At 70.7% G+C, this 24,147-nt stretch carries 24 protein-coding genes and 2 pseudogenes; 19 read left to right on the top strand and 7 right to left on the bottom strand.

Annotated elements, in window-relative coordinates; all coding sequences use genetic code 11:
• Nucleotides 1-85: 85 nt before the first annotated feature.
• Nucleotides 86-598, top strand: a complete 513-nt coding sequence (locus SMIR_RS12680) for an ATP-binding protein (RefSeq protein ID WP_212727016.1) — start codon at nt 86-88, stop codon at nt 596-598.
• A gap of 325 nt (nt 599-923) precedes the next feature.
• Here the strand turns inward: SMIR_RS12680 and SMIR_RS12675 are convergent.
• From SMIR_RS12675 to SMIR_RS12650, 6 genes and pseudogenes are all read right to left on the bottom strand, one after another.
• A pseudogene (locus SMIR_RS12675) lies at nt 924-1,070 on the bottom strand (acyl-CoA desaturase); the annotation flags it as partial.
• A gap of 168 nt (nt 1,071-1,238) precedes the next feature.
• Nucleotides 1,239-3,923, bottom strand: a complete 2,685-nt coding sequence (locus SMIR_RS12670) for an ATP-binding protein (protein ID WP_282190321.1) — start codon at nt 3,921-3,923, stop codon at nt 1,239-1,241.
• 82 nt (nt 3,924-4,005) lie between these two features.
• Nucleotides 4,006-4,356 carry a YciI family protein gene (locus SMIR_RS12665; RefSeq protein ID WP_168495115.1) on the bottom strand — a complete coding sequence of 117 codons (351 nt, stop codon included), beginning with the start codon at nt 4,354-4,356 and terminating at the stop codon, nt 4,006-4,008.
• Entirely contained in the window at nt 4,353-5,288 is a 936-nt protein-coding gene (locus SMIR_RS12660) for a Vgb family protein (protein ID WP_249938416.1), read from the bottom strand. Before SMIR_RS12660 ends, SMIR_RS12665 begins: the two co-directional genes overlap by 4 nt.
• A gap of 126 nt (nt 5,289-5,414) precedes the next feature.
• Entirely contained in the window at nt 5,415-6,356 is a 942-nt protein-coding gene (locus tag SMIR_RS12655) for a GNAT family N-acetyltransferase (protein ID WP_212727015.1), read from the bottom strand.
• 8 nt (nt 6,357-6,364) lie between these two features.
• Nucleotides 6,365-6,934 carry a dihydrofolate reductase family protein gene (locus SMIR_RS12650; protein ID WP_212727014.1) on the bottom strand — a complete coding sequence of 190 codons (570 nt, stop codon included), beginning with the start codon at nt 6,932-6,934 and terminating at the stop codon, nt 6,365-6,367.
• A gap of 380 nt (nt 6,935-7,314) precedes the next feature.
• Here SMIR_RS12650 and SMIR_RS12645 point away from each other — a divergent pair.
• Nucleotides 7,315-7,431, top strand: a pseudogene (locus SMIR_RS12645) (IS5/IS1182 family transposase); the annotation flags it as partial.
• Nucleotides 7,432-7,664: 233 nt separating this feature from the next.
• On the opposite strand, the gene SMIR_RS12640 reads toward SMIR_RS12645, so the two are convergent.
• Nucleotides 7,665-9,365: a chitinase gene (locus SMIR_RS12640; protein ID WP_211118799.1), complete on the bottom strand. Its 1,701-nt coding sequence runs from the start codon at nt 9,363-9,365 to the stop codon at nt 7,665-7,667.
• Nucleotides 9,366-9,732: 367 nt separating this feature from the next.
• Between SMIR_RS12640 and SMIR_RS12635 the strand changes: the two genes are divergently transcribed.
• The 17 genes from SMIR_RS12635 (at nt 9,733) to SMIR_RS12555 (ending at nt 24,113) form a co-directional block, all read left to right on the top strand.
• Complete coding sequence (locus SMIR_RS12635) at nt 9,733-10,608, top strand: hypothetical protein (protein WP_168495121.1); 876 nt, start codon at nt 9,733-9,735, stop codon at nt 10,606-10,608.
• Between the two features lie 145 nt (nt 10,609-10,753).
• Nucleotides 10,754-11,467 carry a Flp pilus assembly protein CpaB gene (gene cpaB / locus SMIR_RS12630; protein WP_168495122.1) on the top strand — a complete coding sequence of 238 codons (714 nt, stop codon included), beginning with the start codon at nt 10,754-10,756 and terminating at the stop codon, nt 11,465-11,467.
• 123 nt (nt 11,468-11,590) lie between these two features.
• Entirely contained in the window at nt 11,591-13,210 is a 1,620-nt protein-coding gene (locus SMIR_RS12625) for a CpaE/TadZ family protein (RefSeq protein WP_168501274.1), read from the top strand.
• The gene (locus SMIR_RS12620) at nt 13,207-13,572 is read left to right on the top strand and encodes a TadE/TadG family type IV pilus assembly protein (protein ID WP_248003103.1); all 366 of its coding nucleotides are present in this window, start codon (nt 13,207-13,209) and stop codon (nt 13,570-13,572) included. Before SMIR_RS12625 ends, SMIR_RS12620 begins: the two co-directional genes overlap by 4 nt.
• 44 nt (nt 13,573-13,616) lie before the next feature.
• Nucleotides 13,617-14,957 carry a TadA family conjugal transfer-associated ATPase gene (locus tag SMIR_RS12615; protein ID WP_168495123.1) on the top strand — a complete coding sequence of 447 codons (1,341 nt, stop codon included), beginning with the start codon at nt 13,617-13,619 and terminating at the stop codon, nt 14,955-14,957.
• 28 nt (nt 14,958-14,985) lie between these two features.
• Entirely contained in the window at nt 14,986-15,927 is a 942-nt protein-coding gene (locus tag SMIR_RS12610; protein ID WP_101400393.1) for a type II secretion system F family protein, read from the top strand.
• 16 nt (nt 15,928-15,943) lie between these two features.
• Nucleotides 15,944-16,834 carry a DUF5936 domain-containing protein gene (locus SMIR_RS12605; RefSeq protein WP_168495125.1) on the top strand — a complete coding sequence of 297 codons (891 nt, stop codon included), beginning with the start codon at nt 15,944-15,946 and terminating at the stop codon, nt 16,832-16,834.
• Nucleotides 16,834-18,243 carry a sensor histidine kinase gene (locus SMIR_RS12600; protein WP_212727013.1) on the top strand — a complete coding sequence of 470 codons (1,410 nt, stop codon included), beginning with the start codon at nt 16,834-16,836 and terminating at the stop codon, nt 18,241-18,243. The genes SMIR_RS12605 and SMIR_RS12600 overlap by 1 nt, the downstream gene beginning before the upstream one ends.
• Nucleotides 18,236-18,979: a response regulator transcription factor gene (locus SMIR_RS12595; protein ID WP_212727012.1), complete on the top strand. Its 744-nt coding sequence runs from the start codon at nt 18,236-18,238 to the stop codon at nt 18,977-18,979. The genes SMIR_RS12600 and SMIR_RS12595 overlap by 8 nt, the downstream gene beginning before the upstream one ends.
• Nucleotides 18,980-19,123: 144 nt before the next feature.
• Nucleotides 19,124-19,324 (top strand): hypothetical protein, encoded by a 201-nt coding sequence (locus SMIR_RS12590; RefSeq protein WP_422664538.1) that lies wholly within the window; start codon nt 19,124-19,126, stop codon nt 19,322-19,324.
• On the top strand, nt 19,321-19,920 hold the full coding sequence (locus SMIR_RS12585; RefSeq protein WP_283959585.1) for a pilus assembly protein TadG-related protein: 600 nt from the start codon (nt 19,321-19,323) through the stop codon (nt 19,918-19,920). The genes SMIR_RS12590 and SMIR_RS12585 overlap by 4 nt, the downstream gene beginning before the upstream one ends.
• Nucleotides 19,921-19,935: 15 nt before the next feature.
• Nucleotides 19,936-20,529 carry a hypothetical protein gene (locus tag SMIR_RS12580; RefSeq protein WP_168495133.1) on the top strand — a complete coding sequence of 198 codons (594 nt, stop codon included), beginning with the start codon at nt 19,936-19,938 and terminating at the stop codon, nt 20,527-20,529.
• Between the two features lie 2 nt (nt 20,530-20,531).
• Nucleotides 20,532-21,188, top strand: coding sequence for an OmpA family protein (locus SMIR_RS12575; RefSeq protein WP_168495135.1), 657 nt, complete (start codon nt 20,532-20,534; stop codon nt 21,186-21,188).
• Nucleotides 21,189-21,200: 12 nt separating this feature from the next.
• On the top strand, nt 21,201-21,827 hold the full coding sequence (locus SMIR_RS12570; RefSeq protein ID WP_212727011.1) for a dihydrofolate reductase family protein: 627 nt from the start codon (nt 21,201-21,203) through the stop codon (nt 21,825-21,827).
• Between the two features lie 40 nt (nt 21,828-21,867).
• Nucleotides 21,868-22,740: an LLM class flavin-dependent oxidoreductase gene (locus SMIR_RS12565; RefSeq protein ID WP_212727010.1), complete on the top strand. Its 873-nt coding sequence runs from the start codon at nt 21,868-21,870 to the stop codon at nt 22,738-22,740.
• Nucleotides 22,741-22,778: 38 nt separating this feature from the next.
• Nucleotides 22,779-23,240 carry a GNAT family N-acetyltransferase gene (locus tag SMIR_RS12560; RefSeq protein WP_168495141.1) on the top strand — a complete coding sequence of 154 codons (462 nt, stop codon included), beginning with the start codon at nt 22,779-22,781 and terminating at the stop codon, nt 23,238-23,240.
• A gap of 99 nt (nt 23,241-23,339) precedes the next feature.
• Nucleotides 23,340-24,113: a class I SAM-dependent methyltransferase gene (locus SMIR_RS12555; protein ID WP_168495143.1), complete on the top strand. Its 774-nt coding sequence runs from the start codon at nt 23,340-23,342 to the stop codon at nt 24,111-24,113.
• Nucleotides 24,114-24,147: the final 34 nt, after the last annotated feature.

The raw sequence follows: 24,147 nt of genomic DNA, 5'->3' as shown, positions 1-24,147 counted from the left end.
CACCTGCTACTGACGGCAGTTGGAAGTGCATCGCAGGCCCCTGCCCGCGACAAGCCACCGCTGCCCTCCCCCCTCAGGAGGACCGATGTCCCCATGCCCCCTCGCGACCGCCTACCCCGCCGACCCCACCCGGCCCAGCCCCGAAACCCTCGCGTACAGCCTCACCCTCCCGGCGGCGCTGGCCAGCCCGACGCTCGCGCGAGCGGCCACGCGCGCGTTCCTCGCTGCGCACGACCTGCGCGACATCATGGACGCGGCACTCCAGGCGGTCGGTGAACTGAACGCGGCCGCGTGTCAGTTCACCGAATCCCCCGACTTCTACCTGTCGCTCCGCTATCGGGGTGACGCCTTCCGCGTGATCGTCTACGACCGTCACCCACGCCACACCCACCCCCGCCTGGCCGCCGCCTGCGACGCCCGCCGCCGCGCGGCCCTGCGGGTCCTGGCCTGCGTATGCCGGGCCTGCGACGGCGACTGGGGCTTCGGGGAGTCGCGGGAGCCGGGCGGGGGGACGCGGATGTGGGCGACGCTGCCGCGGGCGAGCGCGGCTGAGTACGGATCGGAAGCGCCGTTCATCTCGCTGAGGGCTGTCCCGTAAATGATCTACGCCATGTCGGTTGACCAGCTTGGTTTCCGTCAGTTGGCGAGGCTGAGGTTGTGGAGTCGGGCGATGCCGAGCATGGCGTGGTGGAGCCGACATACTCCAGCAGCGCGCCGACCTCGCTGGTGAACGATCCCGTCTGTGGGCCGAGGAGGACCTGAGTGGTCTCGAGCAGCTCCTCTGCTTCGCCGCGCCTGCGCCGCATCTGTCGCAGCACGGCGACCGTGTCGCCGCTTTCACCGTCGCGGCGAGCGGCATCGGCGAACGCGGGGGCCACCGCGGCGGACGTGGACGGCGCGTCCACGACTCCGCACCAACCGAGCCGGAGAGGCGCTCCTGCCTGATGGAGGCTGGTGAGTGCCTGTCGATAGGAGGCGATCAGTCCGGTCTCCAGGTAGTCCACGCCCAGTTCCTCGCAGTAGTGCCGAAGGAGGACCCGGGCCTTGCGCAGGTTGGGACTGGGCATGGCTCGCGCCGCCACGGGGCTCCCTCGCCTCATCGGCCGCCGGCAGGCGTTCCTGTGAGGCGCGAGGACCGCCCAGGTAGGTCTCTCTCGGTCGCAGCTGGCGTCCCGGCTCAGCCCAGCTTGTGCCTGTGGTCGGGAAGGGCGCCTGACCTGCCTGTTCTTCTGCGCCCGTCAGGGCGTGAGCAGGTCGGCGAGTTCTGTTCGGGAGCTGATGCCGAGCTTGGGGAACGCGCGGTAGAGGTGGTGGCCGACGGTGCGTGGGCTCAGGAACAGGTGCGTGGCGATTTCGCGGTTGGTGGCGCCGGTGGCCGCGAGGCGGACGACTTCGCGCTCCTGGGCGCTCAGGCGGGTCAGGGGGGAGTCGGTGGCGTCGGACGGGTCGTGGGTTTCGCCGGCTGCCTGGAGTTCCGTGCGAGCGCGGTTGGCCCAGGGTCGGGCGTTCAGCTGATCGAAGATTTTCAGTGCGGTGCGCAGTTGGTCGCGGGCGTCGATTTTGCGGCGCGAGCGGCGCAGCCATTCGCCGTAGAGGAGTTGGGTACGCGCCCGATCGAAGTCATTGCCGTCGGTGTGCAGGTCCAAGGCGGCCAGATAGTGCTGCTCGGCCTGTGTGTCCGGGCTGGTCAGGGCCGCGCAGCGGTGCGCTTGGGCCGTGAAGTGGAGCTGGCCGAGGTCGGCCGCCCATGTCATGAGCTGGTCCGCGGGTGCCCGCGCCCCTTCCGGATGTCCGGCGCGCACGGCCGCCTCGATCAGATCCGGCAACAGGTGCCGGGCCAGGAAGGGGTGGCCCGCCGCCTGCCGGGCGGCCTCCAGGTGGCGCAGCGCGTCCTGCGCCCGCCCGAGGGCGAGGTCGAGCAGCCCCAGCGCCCACAGCGCCTCCGCCGCGCCCCGTCCGACCTCGCGCGGGCGGGTGTACTCCAGTGCCTGTTCGGCCATTTTCCGGGTCTGCGCCTCCTCCCCTTGGGTGGCGGCCAGCACCGCCAACAGGGCGCGCAGATGGGCTGCTCGGTGGTCCAGGTCGTAGCCGTCGGCCAGCCGGAGCGCTTCGGTGGCGTGTGCGTGCGCGTCGTCGAGCCGGCCGAGCGCCAGCTCCACCTGGGCGCGCAGATGCAGCGTGGTGGGCAGCCATCCACCGATACCCTGCTCGCGGCAGTGGGCGACCGCCGCGGCGGCCAGTTTGTGCGCGGTCGCGTGATCGGCGATCAGGTGGCAGTAGATCGCGGTCACCAACTGGTCCATGAGCCCGACGTCAGCGAGGCGTCCGGCCCGTACGAGAGTGTCCAGGGCCCGGCGCGCGCCGGGCAGGTCGCCCGCCAGGAGGCGGGCGGGCACGGCCAGGATCGGCAGATGGGGTGTGCGGACGCCGATCTCCACCATGAGGGGTGCGTCGCCCGCGCAGAGGGCCGCGTGGATGGCGTCGGTCAGCAGCGGCGCGAGCTTGTCGGGGCGGTCGGCCGAGATCGTGTCCGCGCAGTCGGCCAGGATGCGGGCGGCCCGGCGGGGGCTGCCGTAGCCGAGCTCGACCACGGAGCGTACGCGGGCGAAGTCCGCCGCCATCCCTGGGTCCCGCAACGGCAGTGGCACCTGGTCGGTGAGAGCGCGGCACCGTTCGTCCTGGCCGGCCTCGCTCGCCTTCTGCGCGGCGGTGATCAGCCGGCGGGCGTGCCGGTGCGGATCGGCGGTCAGGCGGGCGGCTCGCTCGTACGCCGCGGACGCGGACGCCATCGCCTGCCTGGTTCCGGCCCACTCGGCGACCCGTTCCAACTCCGCGGCGACCTCTTCGTCCGGGCCGGTCGTCGCGGCGGCCAGGTGCCAGGCGCGCCGGTGCGCGTGCTGGGCACCGTCCAGGTCCGCCGCCAACGCCCGGTGCGCCGCGATCCGCCAGGCCAGCGGGGCCTGTTGGTAGGCGGCGAACCGGATGAGGGGGTGCCGGAAACGCAGTTTCTGCGCGGAGACGAAGACCAGTCCGGCCCGCTCGGCGGGCTCTAGATCCCTGACCTCCCCGTCGAGTCGGCCCGCGGCTGCCAGCACGGTGGGAAGGTCCCCGGTGTCGTCGGCCGCGGCCACCGCGAGAGTGCGCTGGGTCGCGTCGGGAAGGCGGCGGATCTGCTGCGCGAACGCGTCCTGGAGCTGATGGGGCAGCTCGGGCCGCGCCTCGGCCGGCGCCAGCGGCCCCAGCTGTCCGGCGCGTTGCGCCGGGGTCAGTGCGGCGGCCAACTCCCGCAGCGCCAGCGGGTTTCCCTGCGCCTGGTCGAGGATGTGCTCGGCGACCGGGGGAGCGAGGCCGGGCAGCAGCGCCACGGCCGACCGCCGGTCTATGCCGGTGACGTGTACGCGCGGCAGCGCCTTCGATCCGCTCTCCGGCGAGGTGCCGCGGGTGGCGAAGAGCATGACGATGCCTTCGTCCCGCAGCCGCCGGGCGGCAAAGGTCAGCGCGTCCCCGGACGGCCGGTCGAGCCATTGCAGGTCGTCGACCAGGCACAGCAGGGGGTCGTCCGTGGCCGCCTCGGACAGCAGCGACAGCGTGGCGAGCCCCAGGGTGAGTCGGTCCCGTACGGGCTCGTCGCTCAGGCCGAAGACGGCGCGCAGAGCTCCGGCCTGCGGTCCCGGCAGCCGGTCGAGTAGATCGAGCACCGGCAGGAAGAGCTGATGGAGCCCTCCGAAAGCGAGCTCCATCTCCGACTCGATGCCCTCGACCCGCAGCACGCGCATGCCGTCCGCGTGGGCGGCCGCATGCTCAAGGAGAGTGGTCTTGCCGATGCCGGCCTCGCCGTGCAGCAGCAGTGAACTGCTCGCTCCGCGCCGAGAGTTGGCGAGCATCCGCTCAATGTGGCGTCGTTCGTCTGCGCGCCCCTGCACCGTCCGCTCCCCCCGGCCAGCAACCGAGCATCATGATCGACACTGTACGTCGGGGGAGGGGCGATGCCGCAACGGGCCGTCCTCAGGCGCCTTCGAGCACCGGCCAGATCTCGATGGTCTCCAAGGTGCCGAGCCCCTTGGCGAGTTCCACGGCTTCCTCACGGTCGGCCACGTCGATGACGAACCAGCCGCCCAGGGTCTCCTCGCCGGGGTGTGCGGGCCCGTCGGTCACCGTGGCGGGCGCTGCTTCGGTGGTCTTGCGCAGGGTCGTCGCGGAGGCCGACTCGGTGTCCAGGGCATCGCCACTGATCAGTTTGCCTGCCGCCGCGATCTTGCCGATCCAGGTCTCGTACGCCGCTCGGTGAGCTGCCTGGTCGGTCCGGATCCGGTGGCGCGACTCATCGGTCTCGAAGATCACGAGTGCGTACTTCATGAGTGTTCCCTTTCGTTCCCTCGTTGTTCGTTGCTTCGTTGCGTGCGGACACGGACGCCGACGCGGGCGAGTGCGCCGATTTCCAGCGCTGTCCACAGAGCTCCGTCCGGGCCCAGAGCGATCCCGTGCGGTTCCGAGCCCGGGGTCGGCAGGTCGTGCACGGTGACAGTGCCGTCGGGGGTGAGGGAGCCCACCCGGTTGCCGGCCCACTCGGTGAACCACAACGTGCCGTCGCTGCCGGGGGTGATGGCATGCGGCCGGGACGTGCGGTCGGGCAGCGGGAACTCGGTGATCCCGCCGTCGGGAGTGATCCGCCCGATCTGCCCTGCACCGATCTCGACGAACCAGACTGCCCCGTCGTGCCCGGCCGTGATGCCCACCGGGCCGGCGGACCTGGTCGGCAACGGGTGCAGAGTGACGGCTCCGTCCATGCCGATCCGCCCGATCGCGTCGGCCTGGTTCAGGGTGAACCACATCCCGTCGTCGGCGCCTGCCGTGATCGCGGAGGGGCAGGACCCCGTGGCCGGCAGCGGGAACTCGGTCACCCGGCCGTCGCTGGTGATCCTGCCGATCCGGTCGGCGGCGGTCTCGGTGAACCACAGCGCTCCGTCCGGGCCGGCGGCGATTCCGAACGGACCGCACTCCGCGGTCGGCACGGTGAATTCCTCGACCTTGCCGTCGAGGGCGATCCGGCCGATGCGGTGCGCCCGGTGCTCGGTGAACCACAAGGCGTCGTCCGGCCCGACAGCGATGATCGTCGGCCCGCAGTCCGGATCGAGTTGATGGTGCGTGAGTACCCCTCCGGGCACGAGACGCCCGATGCCCCCGCTGTGAACCAGCGTGAACCACAGCGCCCCGTCCGGGCCCGTGGTGAGCGCGTAGGGACCGCTGTCACTCCCGGCCAACGTGAACTCTTCGATGAAAACCGGCATCGGACCGGCTCTCCTCTCTTCATACGGCTCATACGGCTCATACGGCTCTCTTCATACGGCGCGCCCGCTGCCGCCCTTCATCAACCGTCCGTCTCCCTCGGGCGAGGGGGCCTCCGTCTCTCCGCCCTACGCCACCGGCGCCGAATACAGCATGCGGATCTCCGAAGTCCGGTAGCCGGCGCGGGCGAAGGCCGCGGCCATGGGGGCGTTGCCGGTGTCCGTGGTGGCTGTGATCAGTTCGGCACCGGACTCCGTGTGGATGAGGGTGATCTCGGTGAGGAGGTCGTCCACGTACCCATGGCCGCGGAACTCGGGGACGACGCCCAGGTAGCCCACGTTGCGGGCATACGGTGTCGCGGAGGGGAGGGCGAGGCCCGCGACCTGCCCGTCCGGGGTGTGGGCCACGCGCCACCACTCGCGCCGACCGGGGCAGCCGAGATAGAAGTCCATCTCGTCCCTGGCCGTGGCTTCGGCGCCCTTGACGGCGATGTTCCTGCGTGTCTCGTCGTCCAGGCTGCCGACGGCTATCCGACGGAACAGCCGGAGGAACTCCTCGTCCGAAGCGGGGGCGAACGTCAGCCGGCCCCTGGACGTGGGGAGGCCGACGTCGGCCGTCCATTGCAGGCGCAGCCGTTCCACCTCGTGTGTGAGGCCCGCTGCCACGGCGGCCCGGCGCCGCCACTCCACGGCGGCCACCGCGGCCGGGGTGTCACGCCAGCCGACGGGCAGCGTCAGGTTGTACAGCGGAGTTTTGGGCGCACCGGCGTCGGCGAACGCCCGCAGCGCGGCGGTCAGCAGCCCGGCCGCCACCTCCGCGCGGTCGGGGAGCGCCGGGTCGACATGCAGACAGTCCAGGGCGACGGGGTGAGCGCTGTCCTGCTGCCCCCACCACAAGGAACGGCCCACGATCCGCCCGTCGTCCTCGGCGATCCAGGTCCACTCCGGCCGGTACATCCCCTGCTTCAACTCGTCCAGATAGCGGTCGGCGTCGATCCAGCCCACCGGTTCATCCACGATGACTGCTGCGACACGCTCTTGATCGGCCTCGGTCGTGGGGCGAAACAACATCTGTGCTCCTACTGCTTGGTGTACGTGGTGACCGTCGCGCCGGTGGCGAAGACCCGGAAGTCGGTCAGCGTGAAGGCGGCAGGGTCGAATGCCGCGTGGAACAGCGGAACGCCGGCCCCGAACACCACCGGGTGGCGGTGGACCACGAGCTTGTCGACCTCGCGCAGCAAGCGCCCGGCCAGCACCGGGCCGCCGCACAGCCAGACGCCCATGCCCGGCCGCCGCTTCAGCCCGCGGACGAACTCCGCCGGGTCCCCGGCGACGACATCGACCCCTGACGCGGGTCGTTTCAGGGACGAGGAGACCACGTACTGCCGCAGCCAGGGATACGGGCTGTCCGCACCGGCCGCCCGAGCGGATTCGTAGACGCCGCGCCCCATGACGACCGTGTCGAACAATCTGTTCGCCGTGCTGACGACGCCCAGCGGCCTGCGGGCATGGTCCGGAACGGTCTCGGGGTACTCGGCCAGAACGGCGGCCTTGAGATCGCCGTCGAAGGCGAAGGGGTCGCACTGTCCGTCAGGACCGGCGGTGAAGCCGTCGACACTGCAGCCGACGAGGTACGTGAGCAGACGCATGCGGGTCCGATTCCGATCCGTTGCCACCAGGGACGAGATGACACTAGGCACCCCGATTCAGGAGGGCATCGGTCATCGCGACGTAACGTGACCCGCCTCGCCCGGGACGGCATCGGTAGCGGTGTCGGGGTCGGTACCGGCGGGCCGGGGTGTCAGGGCCGCCCCTTCTCCCACGCCTCCCGATCCCCTGTGTACCGAGGGGGCTCCGCGACGATCGACCGGGTCTGGGCCGTGCCACGGCCCAGGTGCCGGCGCACCGTGCCCCTGACTCGGGACGCGCAGGAAGCGATGAAGTGGTCGCAGACGGTGCGGAGTTCACCGAACCAGCGGCAACCCGACCAGACAGACCTCCCCGCCTGGAAAGAGGAACGGGTTGTCGGAGCTGTTTCAGCGGGTGCCGGCGCCCGCACCGCCGCTACGAGCGCAAACCCGACCACTTCCTGGCTTTCACCGCGATCGCGGCCATCCCCATCTGCTACCGCCGACTCCCGAAATGAAATGGCCTGTCAGCCGCGCTCCCGGCTGCGCCAGGTGCGTCAACCGGTCCGGTCGTCGCCATCCCGGTGTAGTCGGAAAGCCGGGACCCGCGCATGTCTCCCGCTGTTGCCCCCGTCATCCGTCACAGGTGGATTCATCACATCGGCGCATTATCAAACGCAACGCCGACAGGCGAGTGCCGGCCACCCCTGCATGGGGTGGCCGGCACCGTGTCCGGCCGAAGGGCGCCTTTCTAGCCGAGCCCGTGCACGTGCGGCCCCACCGAGTTCGACCACGCGTTGCCCGCCGCCGCGTCCCAGTTCGTCGACCAGGTCATCGCGCCGCGCAGGTCCGGGTAGGTCTCGGAGGGCTTGAAGGAACCGCAGTTGGTGCCCTTGGCCAGGCAGTCCAGGGCGTTGTTCACCACGGAGGGCGAGACATAGCCGCTGCCCGCGCCGCTCGTGGAGGCCGGGAGGCCCAGGCCCACCTGGGAGGGGGCCAGGCCGCCCTGGAGCTGGATGCAGGCGAGGGCGGTGAGGAAGTCGACCGAGCCCTGGCTGTAGACCTTGCCGTCACAGCCCAGCATCGAACCGCTGTTGTAGTACTGCATGTTGACGACCGTCAGGATGTCCTTGATGTTCAGGGCGGTCTGGAAGTACGTGTTCGACGTGGACTGCATGTCGATCGTCTGCGGGGCCATGGTGATGATGAGAGACGAGCCGGCCTTCGAGGAGAGCGACCGCAGGGCCTGCGTCATGTACGTCGCGTTGAGGCCGTTCTCCAGGTCGATGTCGACGCCGTCGAAGCCGTACGTCTGCATGAGGGAGTAGACGGAGTTCGCGAAGTTCGTCGCGGACGTGGAGTCGCTGATCGACACGGTGCCGTTCTGGCCGCCGATGGAGATGACGACCTTCTTGCCCGCGGCCTGCTTGGCCTTGATGTCCGCCTTGAACTGGTCGACGGTGTAGCCGCCGAGCCCGGCCGAGTCGAGGTTGAAGGTCACCGCGCCCGGCGTGCCCGTCGCGTCCGCGAACGCCACCGCGATGATGTCGTACTGGGACTGCACGTCGGAGATCTTCTGGACCGTCGCGCCGTTGTTGAAGTTCTGCCAGTAGCCCGTGACGGCGTGCTTGGGCAGGGTGCCACCGCCACCGCCGCCCGAGGAAGCGGTCGTCGTGCCGGTCACCGCCGTCGACTTCGTCGACTCGCCCGCCGCGTTCGTCGCCGTGACCTGGAAGGAGTACGAGGTGGAGGCCGCGAGGGACGAGACGGTCGCCGATGTTCCCGTCGTCGACTGGACCTTCGTACCCGCCTGGTAGACGTTGTAGCCCGTCGCGCCCGACACCGTGTTCCAGGAGAGGGAGACGGAGGAGGACGTGGTGGAGGAGACCGTCAGGCCGGTGGGTGCTGCCGGGATCGTGGGCGCCGGGTCGCCGCCTCCGCCGCCGTCGGGGCCGAAGACCGAGAGATCGTCGGCGTAGTACGGGGCCTGGCCGTACCACCCGTGCGTGTACACCGTCACCGAGGTCGTTGACGCGCCCGTGGTGAAGGTGGTCGAGAGCTGTTTCCAGGAGGCGGAGTCGGGGGTCCAGGTCGAGACGTCGGTGGTGCCGGTGCCCGTCACGCCCAGATAGGCGTACCCGCCCTGCAGCCACGCGCTCAGTGTGTACGTCGAGTTGGGCTTGACCGCGACGGCCTGGGTGCACTGGGCGTTGTCCTGCCCGGCGGGCGTGCCCTTGAGGGCGGCCGAGCCGCCGTGCACCGGCGAGGAGACGGTCGTACCGCTGCCCGCCGTGCAGGTCCAGTTGCTCAGGCCGGACTCGTAGCCGCCGTTCTTGGCGTTGTTGACGTCCGCCGCCTGGGCCTGGCCGGCCAGACCGGTGAGGGAGAGGACGGAGGCGGTGACGACGGCGGCGAGGGCGCCCGCCCATCTCCGTCGGGGCGGTCGGGGCATACGTATGACGCGGTCCACTGGGACCTCCGGTGAGGGGAGGGGAGGGGAGGGGGGAGAGGGGGATGCGGAACGGTGGCCACCGTCGTACGTTGCTGGCGTACAAGTTGGTCCAGACCAATTGGGTTGTCAAGACCTCTGGTGGGTGACAGGGGTGACCGGTTGCCTCAACGGGCCCCAAGTGTGGGCGACTTGTGGCATATTCGTCTCACTCTCCGTTGATCAAGGCCGTACCTTCCGTGAGTTGATGTGGAAGATTCGGTGTTGAGGCGGCCATGCCGTGGATATGGTGCTGATGCAAGAGGACGTCACAGGGGCCATCTGAGGCGGTGGTCGACCACCCCGCCACAGTGAACGGGGTGTGTGCAGCGTGCCGACCGCGATAGCCGTCACCAGTCCCGATCTGGTGCTCCCGCCGCACGACCGGCAGACCCCACCCGCCGTGGTCCAGCCCCTCGACAGCCTCGAAAGCTCCCTCACGGGCATGCACGCCCTCATCGAGCAGCACGGGTACGTCATCTCGCTCTACCCGGCCTCGGTCGAGGACGCGGTCACCCGGCGGCTGCACACCGTCCGCTCCGTCCTGGAGAGCGACCGCATCGCCCTGCTCGGCATCGACCTGCCACCGCTCGGAGTGGCGTTGCTGGCCCAGCAGTTGCGGCAGCTGTCGGTCTGCGACTTCAGCCCGGGCGTGCTCGCCTCCTCCGCCCGGCTGCTCGCCCACTACATCTACGCCGGCGCCCTGCTCGGATCGGTCGCCAAGCTCGACCGGGTCCCGGTGACGCTGAAGTCGCACGCCAAGTCATGGGTGCCGGGCGCCCAGTTCGCCGTACTGTCCCATCCGCGCCCGCAGCTGGCCCGGATCGGGCAGGACGAACTCCCCGGACCCGAGTTCGGCACCCGGCTGCTCGTCGCCGCGGGCCAGCCGCCCTCCGACTGGGTCACCGCGACCCTCGCGCCCGCCTGGAGTGTGCAGGGCGTCGCGACCGTACCGCTGCCGCAGGAGTCGGCGCGCTGGTGGGGCACCACCAAGCTCGCCGAGTTCGCCGCCGGTCTGTACGACGTCTCCGTGCTCTACCAGCTCGTGTCGTCCGTCCGCCGGGAGGAGTGCCACTGGTGCGGCCTCGAACTCATCGGTGACCGCTGCGGGTTCTGTGCCGCGCCGCTGCCCCCGCCTTCCGAGCTTCCGGCGGCCACTGTGCGGGCAGCATCCTCAGTACGCGCTCTGCCCCGAGGCGCCACGTAAGCCACGTCCGTACGCCCGAACAACACGCTGATCGACACGTCGAACAACACGTCGAAGAACACGTCGAAGAACACACGCTGAACCACGCCAGGCACGACCGCTCGACCCCGCCCGTCCCCGCCCCACGATCGAGGTTGTCCGCGTCATGAACTCACGCCAGCGCCGCGGCGTCATCCTGCTGGTCCTCTCGGTCCTGTGCGCCCTGGGCGCCTTCGCCGGAGTGCTCTCGGTGATCCGCGACGTGAACTCCAAGGTCGGCCCGGAGGTGGCGGCGTACCGCCTGAAGGACGACATCGCGCCCTACAAGGAGCTGTCGGCCGACCAGTTCCAAAGGGTCTCGATGCCCAAGCGCTGGCTGTCGAGCACGGCGGTCACGAGCCTTGGCCAGATCCGCGGGAAGATCGCCGTCACCCAACTGGAGAAGGGCTCCCTGCTCCAGACCGACATGATCGTGGACCGGCCCGCGCTGGAGGCGGGCCAGCAGGAGATCGCGATCATGATCGACGCGGCGACCGGTGTGGCCGGAAAGATCGACCCGGGCTCCAGGGTCAACATCTACGCCACCTTCAAGGCCGAGAACGACAAGCAGAAGGACCAGTCCAAGGTCATCGTGGCGAACGCCCGCGTCATCGACGTCGGCAAGCTCACCGCCCTCGACCCCGGGCAGTCCAGCAACGACCGGCGCAACAGCGCCACCCAGGCCGTCCCCATCACCTTCGCGCTCGACACCGCCGACGCCCAACGCGTCGCGTACGCCGAGTCGTTCGCCGAACACGTCCGCCTCGCCCTGGTCGCGGGCGGCTCCGACGCGACCGTCGCCCCCGGCGACCGTACGTACACCCTCGACGAGGACAAGTAGGAGGCCGCGCATGAGGTCCATCCCCACGGGACTGCGCCGATGGCCCCGCACGAGGCCGACGACTACGGGGTCGACGACTACGAGGCCGACGACTACGGGGTCGATGACTACGGGGCAGCGCCGATGACCATCCGTATCCTCCCGGCCGTCAGTGACGTCGACTCGGCCCGCGCGCTCGCCACCCTGCTGAGCCAGCTCGCGGACGCCGAGCCGGCCCCGCCCGTCCCCGACTCGACGGCGCTCCTCGACACCCTGGCGCGGCTCGCCGCCGAGTCCCTCGACGAACTGCCCGAAGTCGTCCTGGTCCACGAACGCATAGGTCCCGTACCGGCGTTGGACCTGATCCGCGACGTGGTCATGCGCTTCCCCGCGATCGGCGTCGTCTTCATCACCGCGGACACCAGCGCCGGTGTCCTCACCGCCGCCATGGACTCCGGCGCGCGCGGCATCATCGGCCTCCCGCTGGGCTACGACGCCCTCGCCGAACGCGTCCAGGCCGCCGCCGGGTGGTCGCTCGGCATGCGCCGGCACCTCGGCAGCGGCACGCCCGAGCTGTACGCGGGCCCCGGCGGCACCGTCGTCACGGTCACCGGGGCGAAGGGCGGCGTCGGAGCGACGGTCACCGCCGTCGAACTCGCCCTCGCCGCACAGGCGTCGGGGCGCAGCGTCGCGCTGGTGGACCTCGACCTCCAGTCCGGGGACGTGGCCTCGTACCTGGACGTCCAGTTCCGGCGGTCGATCGCCGACCTCGCCGGAATCAGCGACATCAACCCCCGCGTCCTCCAGGATGCCGTCTACACCCACGACAGCGGAGTGGGCCTGCTGCTGGCCCCGGCCGAGGGCGAACGCGGCGAGGAGGTCACCGACCGGGTCGCCCGCCAGGTGCTGAGCGCCCTGCGCTCCCGCCACGACGTCGTGGTCGTCGACTGCGGCGCCCAGATGAACTCCGCGACCGCCGCGGCCGTCGAGATGGCCGACCGGGCCCTGCTCCTCGTCACCCCCGACGTGGTCGCCGTGCGCGCCGCCAAACGCATGGTCCGCATGTGGGACCGCCTCCAGATCCGCAAGGCGGAGGAGACGACCACGGTCGTCAACCGTTTCGGCCGCGGTACGGAGATCCAGCCCTCCCTCGTCGAACGCGTCACCGGCACCAAGGTCGCCCGCACCCCCGTCCCCGCCGCCTTCAAGGAACTCCAGTCCGTCGTCGACGCGGGGCGCCTCCAGGACCTGGACACCCGCTCGACGGTCAAGCAGGCGCTGTGGACGCTGGCGGGGGAGCTGGGGCTGGTGGTCGCCCAGGAGACCGGCGGGGGAGGCGGCAGGCGCCGCAAGGCCTCCTCGGACCGGGGCGCACTGGCCCTGCGGCGCAAGGGCGGCGACCGGGGCGCGGTCACCCTCGAATTCGCCGGTATGTTCCCCATCCTGCTCGTCGTGATGACGATCCTGTGGCAGTGCGTGCTGTACGGCTACTCGTACTCGTTGGCCGGGAACGCGGCGGACGAGGCGGCGCGGGCGGCGACGGCGGCGTACGCGGTCAACGGTGACGTACCCGGGGCGTGCCAGACGGCCGGGAGCAAGCATCTGCCGGGCGCCTGGAACGGTGCCCAGATCAGCTGCGCCGCGTCGGGCTCGGTGATGAAGGCCACCGTCGACGTCAAAGTGCCCCTGTTCTTCCCCGGCTTCGACGCCGGGTGGCGCGTGAAGGGGAACGCGGGCGCCGCGCTGGAGGGGAACAACGGATGAGGCCCCTACGGTGGCTGAAGCGCCGGCTCCGTGACGACCGGGGCGTCTCCATGCTGGAGTTCGCCGGGTTCCTGCCCATCCTGCTCGTCATCGGGATGGCCGCCATCCAGCTCGGCCTCATCGGCTACGGGATCAACCAGGCGGGGACGGGGGCGCGGGCGGCGGCACGGGTCGAGTCACAGGGCGGCGACGGCACCGCGGCCGGACAGGCCGCCGTGAGCGGCTGGCTCAAGCCGAACGTGACGCCCGACGAGGGCGCCGACCTCACCACGGCGACGGTCACCGTGAGTGTCCCCGGAGTGATCCCCCTCTTCGGCCCCTACACCGTCACCCGCCACGCCACCATGCCCACCGACAACTGAACCGGAAACGGACAACCGACCAATGACCGGGAGGAGCTGAACCCATGAGCCTGCGCAGCCGACTCTCCACCCCCGACGAGTCGGGCCCCGCCCGCGAGGACGGACACCTCGTCGCCGTCTACCGAGCCAAGCTCCTCGAGGAGATCGACCTCGCGGAGATGTCGAGCCTGGCGGCAGCCGAACGCCGGGTACGCCTGGAGCGCGTGCTCGGCCACATCATCAGCCGCGAGGGCCCGGTCCTGTCCTCCGCCGAGCGCTCCCAGCTGATCCGGCGGGTCGTCGACGAGGCCCTCGGCCTCGGCGTCCTCGAACCGCTCCTCGCCGACGCGTCGATCACCGAGATCATGGTCAACGGGCCGGAGTCCATCTTCGTGGAGCGCGCGGGACGGGTCGAACAGCTCCCTCTCCGCTTCGCCTCCCACGACCAGCTGATGCAGACCATCGAGCGCATCGTCTCCACGGTCAACCGCCGCGTCGACGAGTCCAACCCCATGGTCGACGCCCGGCTGCCCACCGGCGAGCGCGTCAACGTCATCATCCCGCCGCTCGCCCTCACCGGCCCCACCCTCACGATCCGCCGCTTCCCCCGCGCGTACACCCTGCCCGAACTCATCGATCTCGGCTCGCTCGACGAGCAGATGCTGATGCTGCTCGCGGCCTTCGTGCGGGCCCGTTTCAACGTCATCGTCAGCGGCGGTACCGGCAGCGGGAAGACCACCCTGCTCAACGCCCTCTCCGGCCTCATCCCCTCCCGCGAGCGCATCATCACCATCGAGGACTCGGCCGAACTCCAGCTCCAGCAGGAACACGTCATCCGGCTGGAGTCCCGCCCCCCGAACGTCGAGGGCAAGGGCCAGATCACCATCCGCGACCTGGTCCGCAACTCGCTGCGTATGCGCCCCGACCGGATCATCGTCGGTGAGGTCCGCGGCGGCGAGACCCTCGACATGCTCCAGGCGATGTCGACCGGTCACGACGGGTCCCTGGCCACCGTCCACGCGAACTCCGCCGAGGACGCCCTCATGAGGCTCCAGACCCTCGGCTCGATGTCCGAGGTCCAGATCCCCTTCGAGGCGCTGAAGGACCAGATCAACTCGGCCGTGGACGTCGTCGTCCAGCTCACCCGCCACGCCGACGGCTCCCGCAAGGTCACCGAGATAGCCCTGATCGTCTCGCACGGCCGCGAGCAGTTCCGTGTCGTCCCCGTCACCCGCTTCGTCCCCCGCCCCGCCGGCCCCGACCGTGTCGTGCACGGCCGTTTCGAGCACCTTCCGCTGCCGCGCCAGGTCGCCGAGAAGCTGTACGTCGCCAACGAACCGCTGCCGCCCGCGTTCGGCGTGGCCGAGGTCCTCGACGTACTCGACACGAGGCGGGCCATCGGATGACCAACCCCGTCCACGAAGGGAGGCAGCCATGAACGACCCCGCACTCCTCGCCCTCGGCGCCACCGTGCTGTGCGGCACCCTCGCCGTCGCGGGCGTCCACACGTACGCCTCGGGCCGTGCCCAGCGCCAGGCCCTCGTCGACCGCCTCTCCGGCGGCGGCCCGCTGCGCACCGCGGCCGGCCGCGTACGCCGTTTCGCCGCGATCGACCGCCGGCTGCGCCGGACCCGCCTCGGCCGGGCGATCCACCTGCGCCTGTCGGCGACGGGCCTGGACGTGACGGCGGGGGAGTTCGCCACGTACGTCACCGCCGTCGTCGTCGCGCTGTGGCTGATGGCCGCGTCGGTGCTGGCCCCCTTCTTCGGTCCGATCGCCGCCCTCGTGGGCGTGTGGAGCGCGGCCATCTTCCTCAACTGGCAGCGCCAAAAACGCATCGAGGCCTTCATCGGCCAACTCCCCGACGTGGCACGTCTGCTGGCCAACGCGACCGCCGCGGGGCTGGCCCTGCGGACGGCACTGGCGATGGCGGCGGAGGAGCTCGAAGCCCCCGCGGGCGAGGAACTCGCGCACGTCGCTGACCAGTTGATGCTGGGCCGCACCATCGACGACGCCCTCGGTGAACTCTCCGAGCGCCTCCCCTCCCGCGAGCTGATCGTTCTCGTCACGACCCTGGTCCTCGCCAACAAGGCGGGCGGCTCGGTCGTCAGCTCCCTGCGCAACCTCACCCACACCCTGGAGGACCGCAAGGAGACCCGCCGCGAGGTCCGCACCATGCTTTCCGAGGTCAACGCCACCGCCTTCACGGTCCCGATGCTCGGTCTGGGCTCGCTGCTCCTGATCAACTCCTCGAACGAGGGTGCTCTCGCCCGCGTCACCGGCTCCGGCCTCGGCCAGACCCTCGTCCTGATCTCGCTGGGCCTCTACACCGTCGGCTTCTTCGTCATCCGCCGCCTCGGCAAGATCGAAGTCTGAGAGAGGAGGGGTCACGTTGCTCGCGCTGCTGCTCGCCCTCCTGACGGCCGGGGCCGTCGCGGGCGCCCTGCTGGGCATCCGCATGATCCGCGCCGACGCCAAACTCCCGAGCGACCTCGCGCTCGCCCTGGAGGTCGGCGGAACCCGCGTCTCCACCGCCGAGTCCGCCGTCGACCGCCTCGGCATGCGCTTCGCCCCCACGGTCCTGCGCCTCATGGGCCCCCGGCGTGTCGAGGCCAAACGCCGCCGCATAGACATGGCGGGCAACCCCGGCGGCCTGACCCTCAACCGCTATGCCGCCCGCCGCGCGGTGTACGGCATCTTCGGCGTCGTACTCGGCCTCGTCTTCCTCTCCAACGGCCAGCTCCTCTTCGCCGTGCTCACCCTGACCTTCGGGCTCGTCGCCGCCGACGCCCTGATCTGGCAGGCCGTCCGCGAACGCAAGGAGGTCATCGACCGCACGCTCCCCGACTTCCTCGACGTCCTCGCGGTCGTGGTCTCGGCGGGCCTCGGCTTCCGCCAGGCGCTGGACCGGGTCGCGGAGAAGTACGAGGGCCCCTGGGCGGACGAACTGCGCATCACGCTGCGCCAGATGGACATGGGCGTCAGCCGCCGCCAGGCCTTCGACGAACTGCGCAAGCGCAACTCCTCCGAGCAGGTCGCCCAGTTCGTCTCGGCGCTCCAGCAGGGCGAGGAGCTGGGTTCCCCCATCGCCGAGACCCTCATCCAGCTCGCCACGGACATGCGCCGCACGGACGCCCAGAACGCCCGCCGCCGCGCCGCCAAGACCATCCCCAAGGCGACGATGGTGACCCTCGTCTTCATGCTCCCGGCGACGATGATCCTGATCGCCACGGGCATGTTCCTGGGGTCGGGCACGAACTTCGGTTCGATCCTGGGCCGCTGATGACCAGCCGCCGTACTCCCCTGCCGAGGCCGTCACCGCTCTCGACGCTCTCGCTGTGGCTGTCGCAGCCCCCGCCGTGGCTGTCCCGCCTGTGGGCGCGGCGGCACCTCGCGAGCACCGAGGACGGCTACCTGGCCGACGACGCCCCGGCCCCCGGCAGCGTCCGCCTCCAGCTCAACGCCCTCCAGGCGCTGTGCCGCCAGGCCTTCGGCGTCCGCCTCGCCGCGATCGCGATCGGCGCTCCCTTCGCGATGACCAATGCCGTGAACGGCCCACCCCGTTACACGGTCCTGGTGGCCGCCGTCCTCGGCGTCATGGGCTCGTACGCCATGCTCAGGGACTGGGACCGGTTCGGCCCGCGCCTCCTCGCGCACCCCGGTCTCATGGCCGTGGACCTGACCTTCGGCGCGGTCCTGCTGCTGACGGCGTCCCCCGCGTCCCCCCTCGCGTACGCGACGGTCTGCACCCCACTCCTGGCGGGCCTGCTGTACGGCTGGCGCGGATCGGGCATCTTCACCGGCCTCCAGCTGATCGTGCTGGTGACGGTGTACAGGGCCTGGCAACACCACCCGGGGTCGGGCGCCAGCACCCTGCTCGTCGCGGGCTTCTGCGTCGGCGCGGGCATCATCGGTGTCACCCTGCGAAACCTGATGTTCCGCTTCGGGACGGCGAGCCAGGCGCTGTCGGAGGCGAACTCCCGCCTGGCCGTCGCCGAGGCGGTGGAGTCCGAACGGGCCCGCCTGGCCCGCGAGATGCACGACTCGGTCGCGAAGACCCTGCACGGCCTGGCCCTGGCGGCCGAGGCCCTCGCCGCCTCGGCCGCCGCCGGGGACGCGGATCGGCACACGCTGGGGCGGCAGGCGACGATCGTCGCGGGCGCGGCCCGCCGGGCGGCCGTGGAGTCCCGCGACCTCCTCTCCGACCTGCGCCGCCACACGGACCTCGCGCGTGCGAACACGGACGTCCTGTCCGAACTCGACTCCCGGGTACGGGCCTTCGAGTCCCGCACCCACCTCCCCACTTCCCTCCACCACCGGGGCGAGCCCCCGATCCTCCCGTACGCCACCGCCCACCACGTCCTGGCGATCGTGTCCGAGGCGCTGGAGAACGCGCACCGCCACGCGGACGCGACGCGGGTGACGGTGGAACTCGACGTGTCGGAAGCCGAGTGCGCCGTACGCGTACGGGACGACGGAGTCGGTCCGCCCCCGCCCGTCGCCCTCGACGACCTGACCAGATCCGGCCATTTCGGTCTGCTCGGCATGGCGGAGCGAGCCGCGTCGCTGGGCGGCCGTGTCGAGCTGCACCGTTCCCCGCAAGGAGGCGCGGAGATCCATCTGACCCTCCCGCGGTCCTCCGCCGTCCCCCACCCTCCCCCCATCCCCCAAGAGGAGGCCGCACATGCCTGACCAGGCACTTCCCGGCCCGAACCTCCGTGTACTCGTGGCCGACGACAACCCGGTCGTCCGGGCCGGCCTGGCCGCGCTGCTCGACGGCCATCCGGACCTCGAGGTCGTCGCGCAGGCGGCCGACGGCGAGGCGGCCATCGCGGCCGCCACCCGACTGCGCCCGGACGTCGTCCTCCTCGACGTCCGCATGCCCGGCACGGACGGGCTGACGGCTCTTCCCGCCCTCTCCCTGCTCGCCCCCGTGATGATGCTGACCTACAGCCGCGAACCCGAGGTCGTGGCCGAGGCGTTGCGCCGGGGCGCGGTCGGCTATCTCGTCCACGGCGAGTTCACGGCCGCCGAACTGACCTCCGCCGTACGGGAGGTACGGCACGCGGTACGGCACGCGAAGGCGACCGTCCCGGATTCACTCGGTGTTTCGTACGAACCGAACGATTTTCCTTCGCATCTGCAACCACTTGTGGGACAGTCGTCGAAGGCTCGCCCCGGCTACGCGGCGAGGCTGCGCCGGCGCGTGCCCAACCGGCTCAACTTCGGCCTTAGTTCACGGGAGGTGGAGGTCATGGATCTCATCGCGTCCGGCATGAGCAATCGGCAGATCGCCGCCGCCTGCTTCATCAGCGAGAAGACCGTCAAGAACCACATCAACCGCATCTTCGCAAAGCTGCACAGTTCCTCGCGCAGCGAAGCGATCGCCCACTGGCTGGGCACGGCACGTGAGGGGTGGAGCCGATGACTCCACCGACAGGAAGTTGGGTCCCTGGGCCCACCCGGAGTAGGCGGGGTCTCACGTACGGTGCTCGGGTCGGTAGTGGTGGCGTCGGGCGGGAGGACAGGGGCCATGGTGACGAGGGACTGGACGCTGAGGGCGGGAGTCCGGGTGGAGACCTGGGCGAAGACCGTCGCCGGTCGGATGCGGGGCCGTGGACGGGATGCCGGCGCCGGTTTCGTGGAGTACGCCGGGTTGATGATCATCATCGCGGGGATCTTTACGCTGATCGATCAGATCGGCCTGGACGGGATGATCTCGGGAGCGATCCGGACGGCAGTCACCCAGGTCACCGGCGGTGGCGGCGGCTGATCCACCCGGCCTGCAGCGACCGAGGACAGAGCCTCCCCATCTACATCTGGCTGACGGGGATTCTGCTCTTCGCCGCGCTCGCCTTCTTCGTGTTCGCCCAAGCAGCGTCCGCCCGGAATGGAGCTCAATCCGCGGCGGACGCTGCGGCGTTGGCGGCCGCACGGGACTCCCGCGACGAGCTGATGACGGGCCTGGCGGGGGCCGTGGGCACGGACGGCCACTGGCTGGACTGGCTCAAGGGAGACCTGTTCAAAGGCACCGGAGCCGCGGCTGCGGCCGGTCGGTTGGCCGGTGAGAACGACTCGACAGTGCAGGGTTTCACCCCGACCGCAGTGAACGGATTTCCGGGCTACCGGGTGGATATCGAGACCCGGTACACGGTTGGCAAGTCGATCATTCCCGGCACGGACAAGCACGCGACGGCCCATGCCGTCGCTGTCATCCAGCCGCGCTGCGACTTCGATCCGGCCGCGGATCCCAAGAAGCCCGTGGAACTGAACTGCGACGGACAGACCGTCGACATCGACCCCGGAAAGTTCCATCCGGTCGACCTTCCGGACGCGTCCGTGCTGTTCTCTGTGCATCTGGCCGAGTGAGAGGAAGCCGTACCCATGGATCTCCGGCACACCATGAAGGGCCGACGGGCACTGGCCGCAGTGGCCATCACGACTGGGTTGCTCCTCACGGTGTCCGGTTGCGGCGGGGGAGACGGCGGTGACAAGCCGAGCGCGACTTCGACCTCCCAGTCGAGCAATGGCGGCGGCGGAAGCAAACCGCAGGCGTCTTCGACACCGAGTCAGGTGGCGGCGCTGGCGGAGGTCAAGGGCGGCGACATCACACTCACCGTCACCTCGGCCGCCCGTGACCAAGGCGGCTATGTCACCGTGAGCGGCAAGGTGACCAACGGTGGCGGCCAGTTCTGGATCGCATCGAACTGGCGTGGGGACGAGCGGGAGTTGAGCGGGAACGGCGCCTCGCTCGCCGGAGCCTCCCTGATCGACAGCAAGGGCAAGAAGAAGTACCTCGTCCTGCGGGACACTCAGGGGCGCTGCCTCTGCACGAAGTTCGACGGCGGTGGCGTGGAAGCGGGCCAGTCGGCAGACTGGTTCGCCCAATTCCCCGCACCCCCCGCCGACACCACCAACGTCGACTTCCAGGTCGGCTCCATGCCCCCCGCCTCCATCCAGATCTCCGGCGGCGAGTGACCATGGCCCTCGCACCCCGCAGCGCCGCGACCACGCTCACGGCCCTCGCCGTACTGGCCGCGCTGAGCCTCGCCGGCGGCCCCGCGCACGCCGACGGCACCGACCCCAGCGCCCCGCCGGGCAGCGTCACCACCTCCCCACCCCCCACCGTCGACCCCACCAGCCCCGGCCTGAAGCTCGCCGACGGTGCCACGCTCGCGCCTGCCAAGGTGTTGGACATCAAGTCGGTCGTCGAGGACCTCGGTGGTGAGGAGCGGCGGGAGGACACGAACTCGGACGTGACGTTCGCGTTGCAGGCCGAGGTGTTGTTCCCCAAGGACAGTTCGAAGCTGAACCCCGACGCCCGTTCCCGTATCCAGGCGATCGCGGACGAGATCAAGAACCAGAAGGCGACGACGGTCAGGGTGTTCGGGTTCACCGACAACCTCGGCTCGTACGCCCACGGCCTGGTCCTCTCCAAGAAGCGCGCGGAGATCGTCCACGACGAGCTGGCGGCGGCGCTCGGCTCGACGGACGTCACCTTCGAGGTGCGCGGCTACAGCGAGGACTACCCGATCGCGGACAACACCTCGGAGGAGGGCCGCCGGAAGAACCGCCGGGTGGAGGTGACGTTCCCACGTGGCGCGGCGAACAGTGGTTCCTCGGGAGCCCAGAGCTGAGAACCTGGTGTCATGAGGAGAATCGTCCTGATGATGTCGGTGTCCCTGGACGGATTCATCGAGGGACCGAACCGCGAGATCGACTGGCACCGCGTCGACGCGGAGCTGCACCGCCACTTCAACGAGGAGATCAAGAAGCTCGGCGGCCTGCTGGACGGCCGGGTGACGCACGAGCTGATGGCCGGGTTCTGGCCGACGGCCGACCAGGATCCGGACAGCCCGGACAGTACGGCCGAGATGGTCGAGTTCGCGGGGATCTGGCGGGACATCCCCAAGTACGTGTACTCGCGGACGCTGGAGCGGGCCGACTGGAACACCACGATCGTCCGGGACGTCGTACCGGACGAGGTCAGGGCGCTCAAGGAACAGCCCGGCGGGGACCTCGGCCTCGGCGGCGCCGACCTCGCGGCCGCGTTCCTGCGGCACGACTTGGTCGACGAGTTCCGGGTGTACGTCCATCCGGTGCTGATCGGCCGCGGCAAACCCCTGTTCCCGGAGTCGCACACCCCGACCAATCTGCGGTTCGTCGAGTCACGGGCCTTCGGCAACGGGGTCGTACTCCTGCGCTACGAACGCGACAGCACCGCCATCGCCCCCGCCACCACCACTGCTACCGACCCCGGAACCGCCGACACGTAAACGTGTTGTCCGCGAGCCGGGACATCGGTAGGAAGGCTCCATGACTGTTCTCGGCGTTGTGTTCCGGCCCCAACTGCCCCCCGAGCGGCTGCGGGACGTCGCGCGCGCGGCGGACGACGCGGGCCTGGAGGAGCTGTGGCTGTGGGAGGACTGCTTCCTCGAAGGGGGCATCTCGGCCGCGGCGGCCGCTCTCGCCTGGACCGAACGGGTCCGGGTCGGCGTGGGCCTGCTGCCCGTCCCGCTGCGGAACGTCGCCGTCACCGCGATGGAGGCCGCCACGCTGCACCGGATGTTCCCAGGGCGCGCGATCCTGGGCGTCGGCCACGGCGTACAGGACTGGATGGGGCAGGTCGGGGCGCGTGCGGAGTCGCCCGTGACGCTGCTGCGCGAGCACCTCGACGCGCTGCGCGCGCTGCTGCGGGGCGAGCGGGTCAGCACGGACGGCCGGTACGTGAAGCTGGACGGCGTCGCCCTCGACTGGCCCCCGGCGGCGGCACCGGAGGTGCTCGCGGGCGCCACCGGGCCGCGTTCGCTCCGGCTCTCGGGGGCCGCCGCCGACGGCACCGTCCTCACCGCCGCCACCGCGCCGGAAGGGGTACGGCGGGCGCGCCGACTCATCGACGAGGGGCGGGAGTCGGCGGGCCGGACCGACCACCACCGGGTGGTCGTCTACCTCCACACGGCCACCGGACCGGACGCGGCGGCGCGGCTGCGCGCCGAGATCGAGGCGAACGGTGAGGATCCGCTGCCGGAGCACGGCGTCGCCGGGGACGCGGACGCGGTGGCCAAGGCCGTACAGCGCCTCGCGGAGGCCGGCGCCGACACCGTGGTCCTGCAGCCCACCGCCGACGAACCGGACCCCGAGGCCTTCATACGGTTCGCGGCCCGAGAGGTCCGGCCGCTCATCGGGTAGGCCGGTCGTTGTCGGTGCCCGCTGCCAGACTCGTCGGTATGAGCGATGACGACGTACGACTGAGGGACGCGGTCGAAACCGACCTCGACCTGTTCCTGGTCTACGAGCAGGATCCCGAGGCGGCCCGGCGGTCGAGGTTCGAGCCCCGGACGCGGGAGGCGTTCATGTCCCACTGGAGGACCAGGGTCCTCGGTGACGACACCGTCCTCGTGCAGACGGTCACCGTGGACGGTGTGCCGGCCGGGAACGTCGTCTCCTGGTGGGAGGGCGAGCGGCGCTTCATCGGCTACTGGTTCGGCCGCCCGTACTGGGGCCGGGGGATCGGCACCAAGGCTCTGGCCCGCTTCCTCGAGCTGGAGAGGAACCGCCCCCTGTACGCCGATCCCTTCACGGGCAACACCGCGTCCCTACGCCTCCTGGAACGGCACGGCTTCCAGCACCACGGGCCCATCCGCCACGGCAACGACGACCACACCCTGCTCGTACTCCCCGAGGAGTGAAAGCACCGGCGACGAGCGCCCTGGACACCTGGCCCCGGAACCCCGTTGCCCGGTGGAAAACGCCTCGCCTCCCCACCGCCCCGTTGAGAAGATCCCCCCATGACCACCATTCGTACCTTCGAAGCTCTCGTCGACGAGGCCGTGGCCGCGTCCGTCGAGGGGTGGGACTTCTCCTGGTTCGAGGGGCGCGCCACCGAGGAGCGGCCCTCGTGGGGGTACGCGCGGGCGATGGGGGAGCTGCTGGCGCAGGCGTCCGCCGCGCTGGACATCCAGACCGGTGGCGGTGAGGTGCTGGCCTCCGCGCCGACACTGCCCCCGCTCACCGCCGCCACCGAGGGCTGGCCCCCGAACGTCGCGAAGGCCACCGCCCTGCTCCACCCCCGTGGCGCCGTGGTCGTCGCCTCTCCCGAGGACGCCCCGCTGCCCTTCGCGGACGGCGCCTTCGACCTGGTCACCAGCCGGCACCCGGTCACGACGCACTGGGCCGAGATCGCGCGCGTCCTGCGCCCCGGCGGCACGTACTTCTCCCAGCAGGTCGGCCCGGCGAGCGTCTTCGAACTCGTCGAGTACTTCCTCGGCCCGCTGCCGGAGGACGTCAGGAACGGCCGGCACCCGGACCACGCCCGCGCCGCCGCCGAGGCCGCCGGGCTCGACGTCGTCGACCTGCGCGCGGAGCGGCTGCGCGTCGAGTTCTACGACATCGGTGCCGTCGTCCACTTCCTGCGCAAGGTGATCTGGATGGTCCCCGGCTTCACCGTCGACCGCTACCGGACCGAGCTGCGTGCGCTGCACGAGCGGATCGAGGCGAAGGGCCCGTTCGTCGCCCACAGCGCCCGCTTCCTGATCGAGGCGCGCAAGCCGCGTCGTTCCTAGGGGTCCATGGGGATCCCCGGGAGGGCTCATGGTC

Source organism: Streptomyces mirabilis, assembly GCF_018310535.1.
Lineage (GTDB): Bacteria > Actinomycetota > Actinomycetes > Streptomycetales > Streptomycetaceae > Streptomyces.
Note: the sequence above shows the minus strand (reverse complement) of the source record. Positions and strands in the feature narration are given on the sequence as shown.

Bases quoted from the DNA above. Each gene is read 5' to 3' on its own strand.
- SMIR_RS12615 (WP_168495123.1), top strand. From the start codon at position 13,617: ATGAGCCTGCGCAGCCGACTCTCCACCCCCGACGAGTCGGGCCCCGCC.
- cpaB (WP_168495122.1), top strand. From the start codon at position 10,754: ATGAACTCACGCCAGCGCCGCGGCGTCATCCTGCTGGTCCTCTCGGTC.
- SMIR_RS12570 (WP_212727011.1), top strand. From the start codon at position 21,201: ATGAGGAGAATCGTCCTGATGATGTCGGTGTCCCTGGACGGATTCATC.
- SMIR_RS12680 (WP_212727016.1), top strand. From the start codon at position 86: ATGTCCCCATGCCCCCTCGCGACCGCCTACCCCGCCGACCCCACCCGG.
- SMIR_RS12640 (WP_211118799.1), bottom strand. From the start codon at position 9,365: ATGCCCCGACCGCCCCGACGGAGATGGGCGGGCGCCCTCGCCGCCGTC.
- SMIR_RS12610 (WP_101400393.1), top strand. From the start codon at position 14,986: ATGAACGACCCCGCACTCCTCGCCCTCGGCGCCACCGTGCTGTGCGGC.
- SMIR_RS12555 (WP_168495143.1), top strand. From the start codon at position 23,340: ATGACCACCATTCGTACCTTCGAAGCTCTCGTCGACGAGGCCGTGGCC.
- SMIR_RS12560 (WP_168495141.1), top strand. From the start codon at position 22,779: ATGAGCGATGACGACGTACGACTGAGGGACGCGGTCGAAACCGACCTC.
- SMIR_RS12595 (WP_212727012.1), top strand. From the start codon at position 18,236: ATGCCTGACCAGGCACTTCCCGGCCCGAACCTCCGTGTACTCGTGGCC.
- SMIR_RS12655 (WP_212727015.1), bottom strand. From the start codon at position 6,356: ATGTTGTTTCGCCCCACGACCGAGGCCGATCAAGAGCGTGTCGCAGCA.
- SMIR_RS12650 (WP_212727014.1), bottom strand. From the start codon at position 6,934: ATGCGTCTGCTCACGTACCTCGTCGGCTGCAGTGTCGACGGCTTCACC.
- SMIR_RS12665 (WP_168495115.1), bottom strand. From the start codon at position 4,356: ATGAAGTACGCACTCGTGATCTTCGAGACCGATGAGTCGCGCCACCGG.
- SMIR_RS12580 (WP_168495133.1), top strand. From the start codon at position 19,936: ATGGATCTCCGGCACACCATGAAGGGCCGACGGGCACTGGCCGCAGTG.
- SMIR_RS12600 (WP_212727013.1), top strand. From the start codon at position 16,834: ATGACCAGCCGCCGTACTCCCCTGCCGAGGCCGTCACCGCTCTCGACG.
- SMIR_RS12575 (WP_168495135.1), top strand. From the start codon at position 20,532: ATGGCCCTCGCACCCCGCAGCGCCGCGACCACGCTCACGGCCCTCGCC.
- SMIR_RS12625 (WP_168501274.1), top strand. From the start codon at position 11,591: ATGACCATCCGTATCCTCCCGGCCGTCAGTGACGTCGACTCGGCCCGC.
- SMIR_RS12620 (WP_248003103.1), top strand. From the start codon at position 13,207: ATGAGGCCCCTACGGTGGCTGAAGCGCCGGCTCCGTGACGACCGGGGC.
- SMIR_RS12660 (WP_249938416.1), bottom strand. From the start codon at position 5,288: ATGCCGGTTTTCATCGAAGAGTTCACGTTGGCCGGGAGTGACAGCGGT.
- SMIR_RS12565 (WP_212727010.1), top strand. From the start codon at position 21,868: ATGACTGTTCTCGGCGTTGTGTTCCGGCCCCAACTGCCCCCCGAGCGG.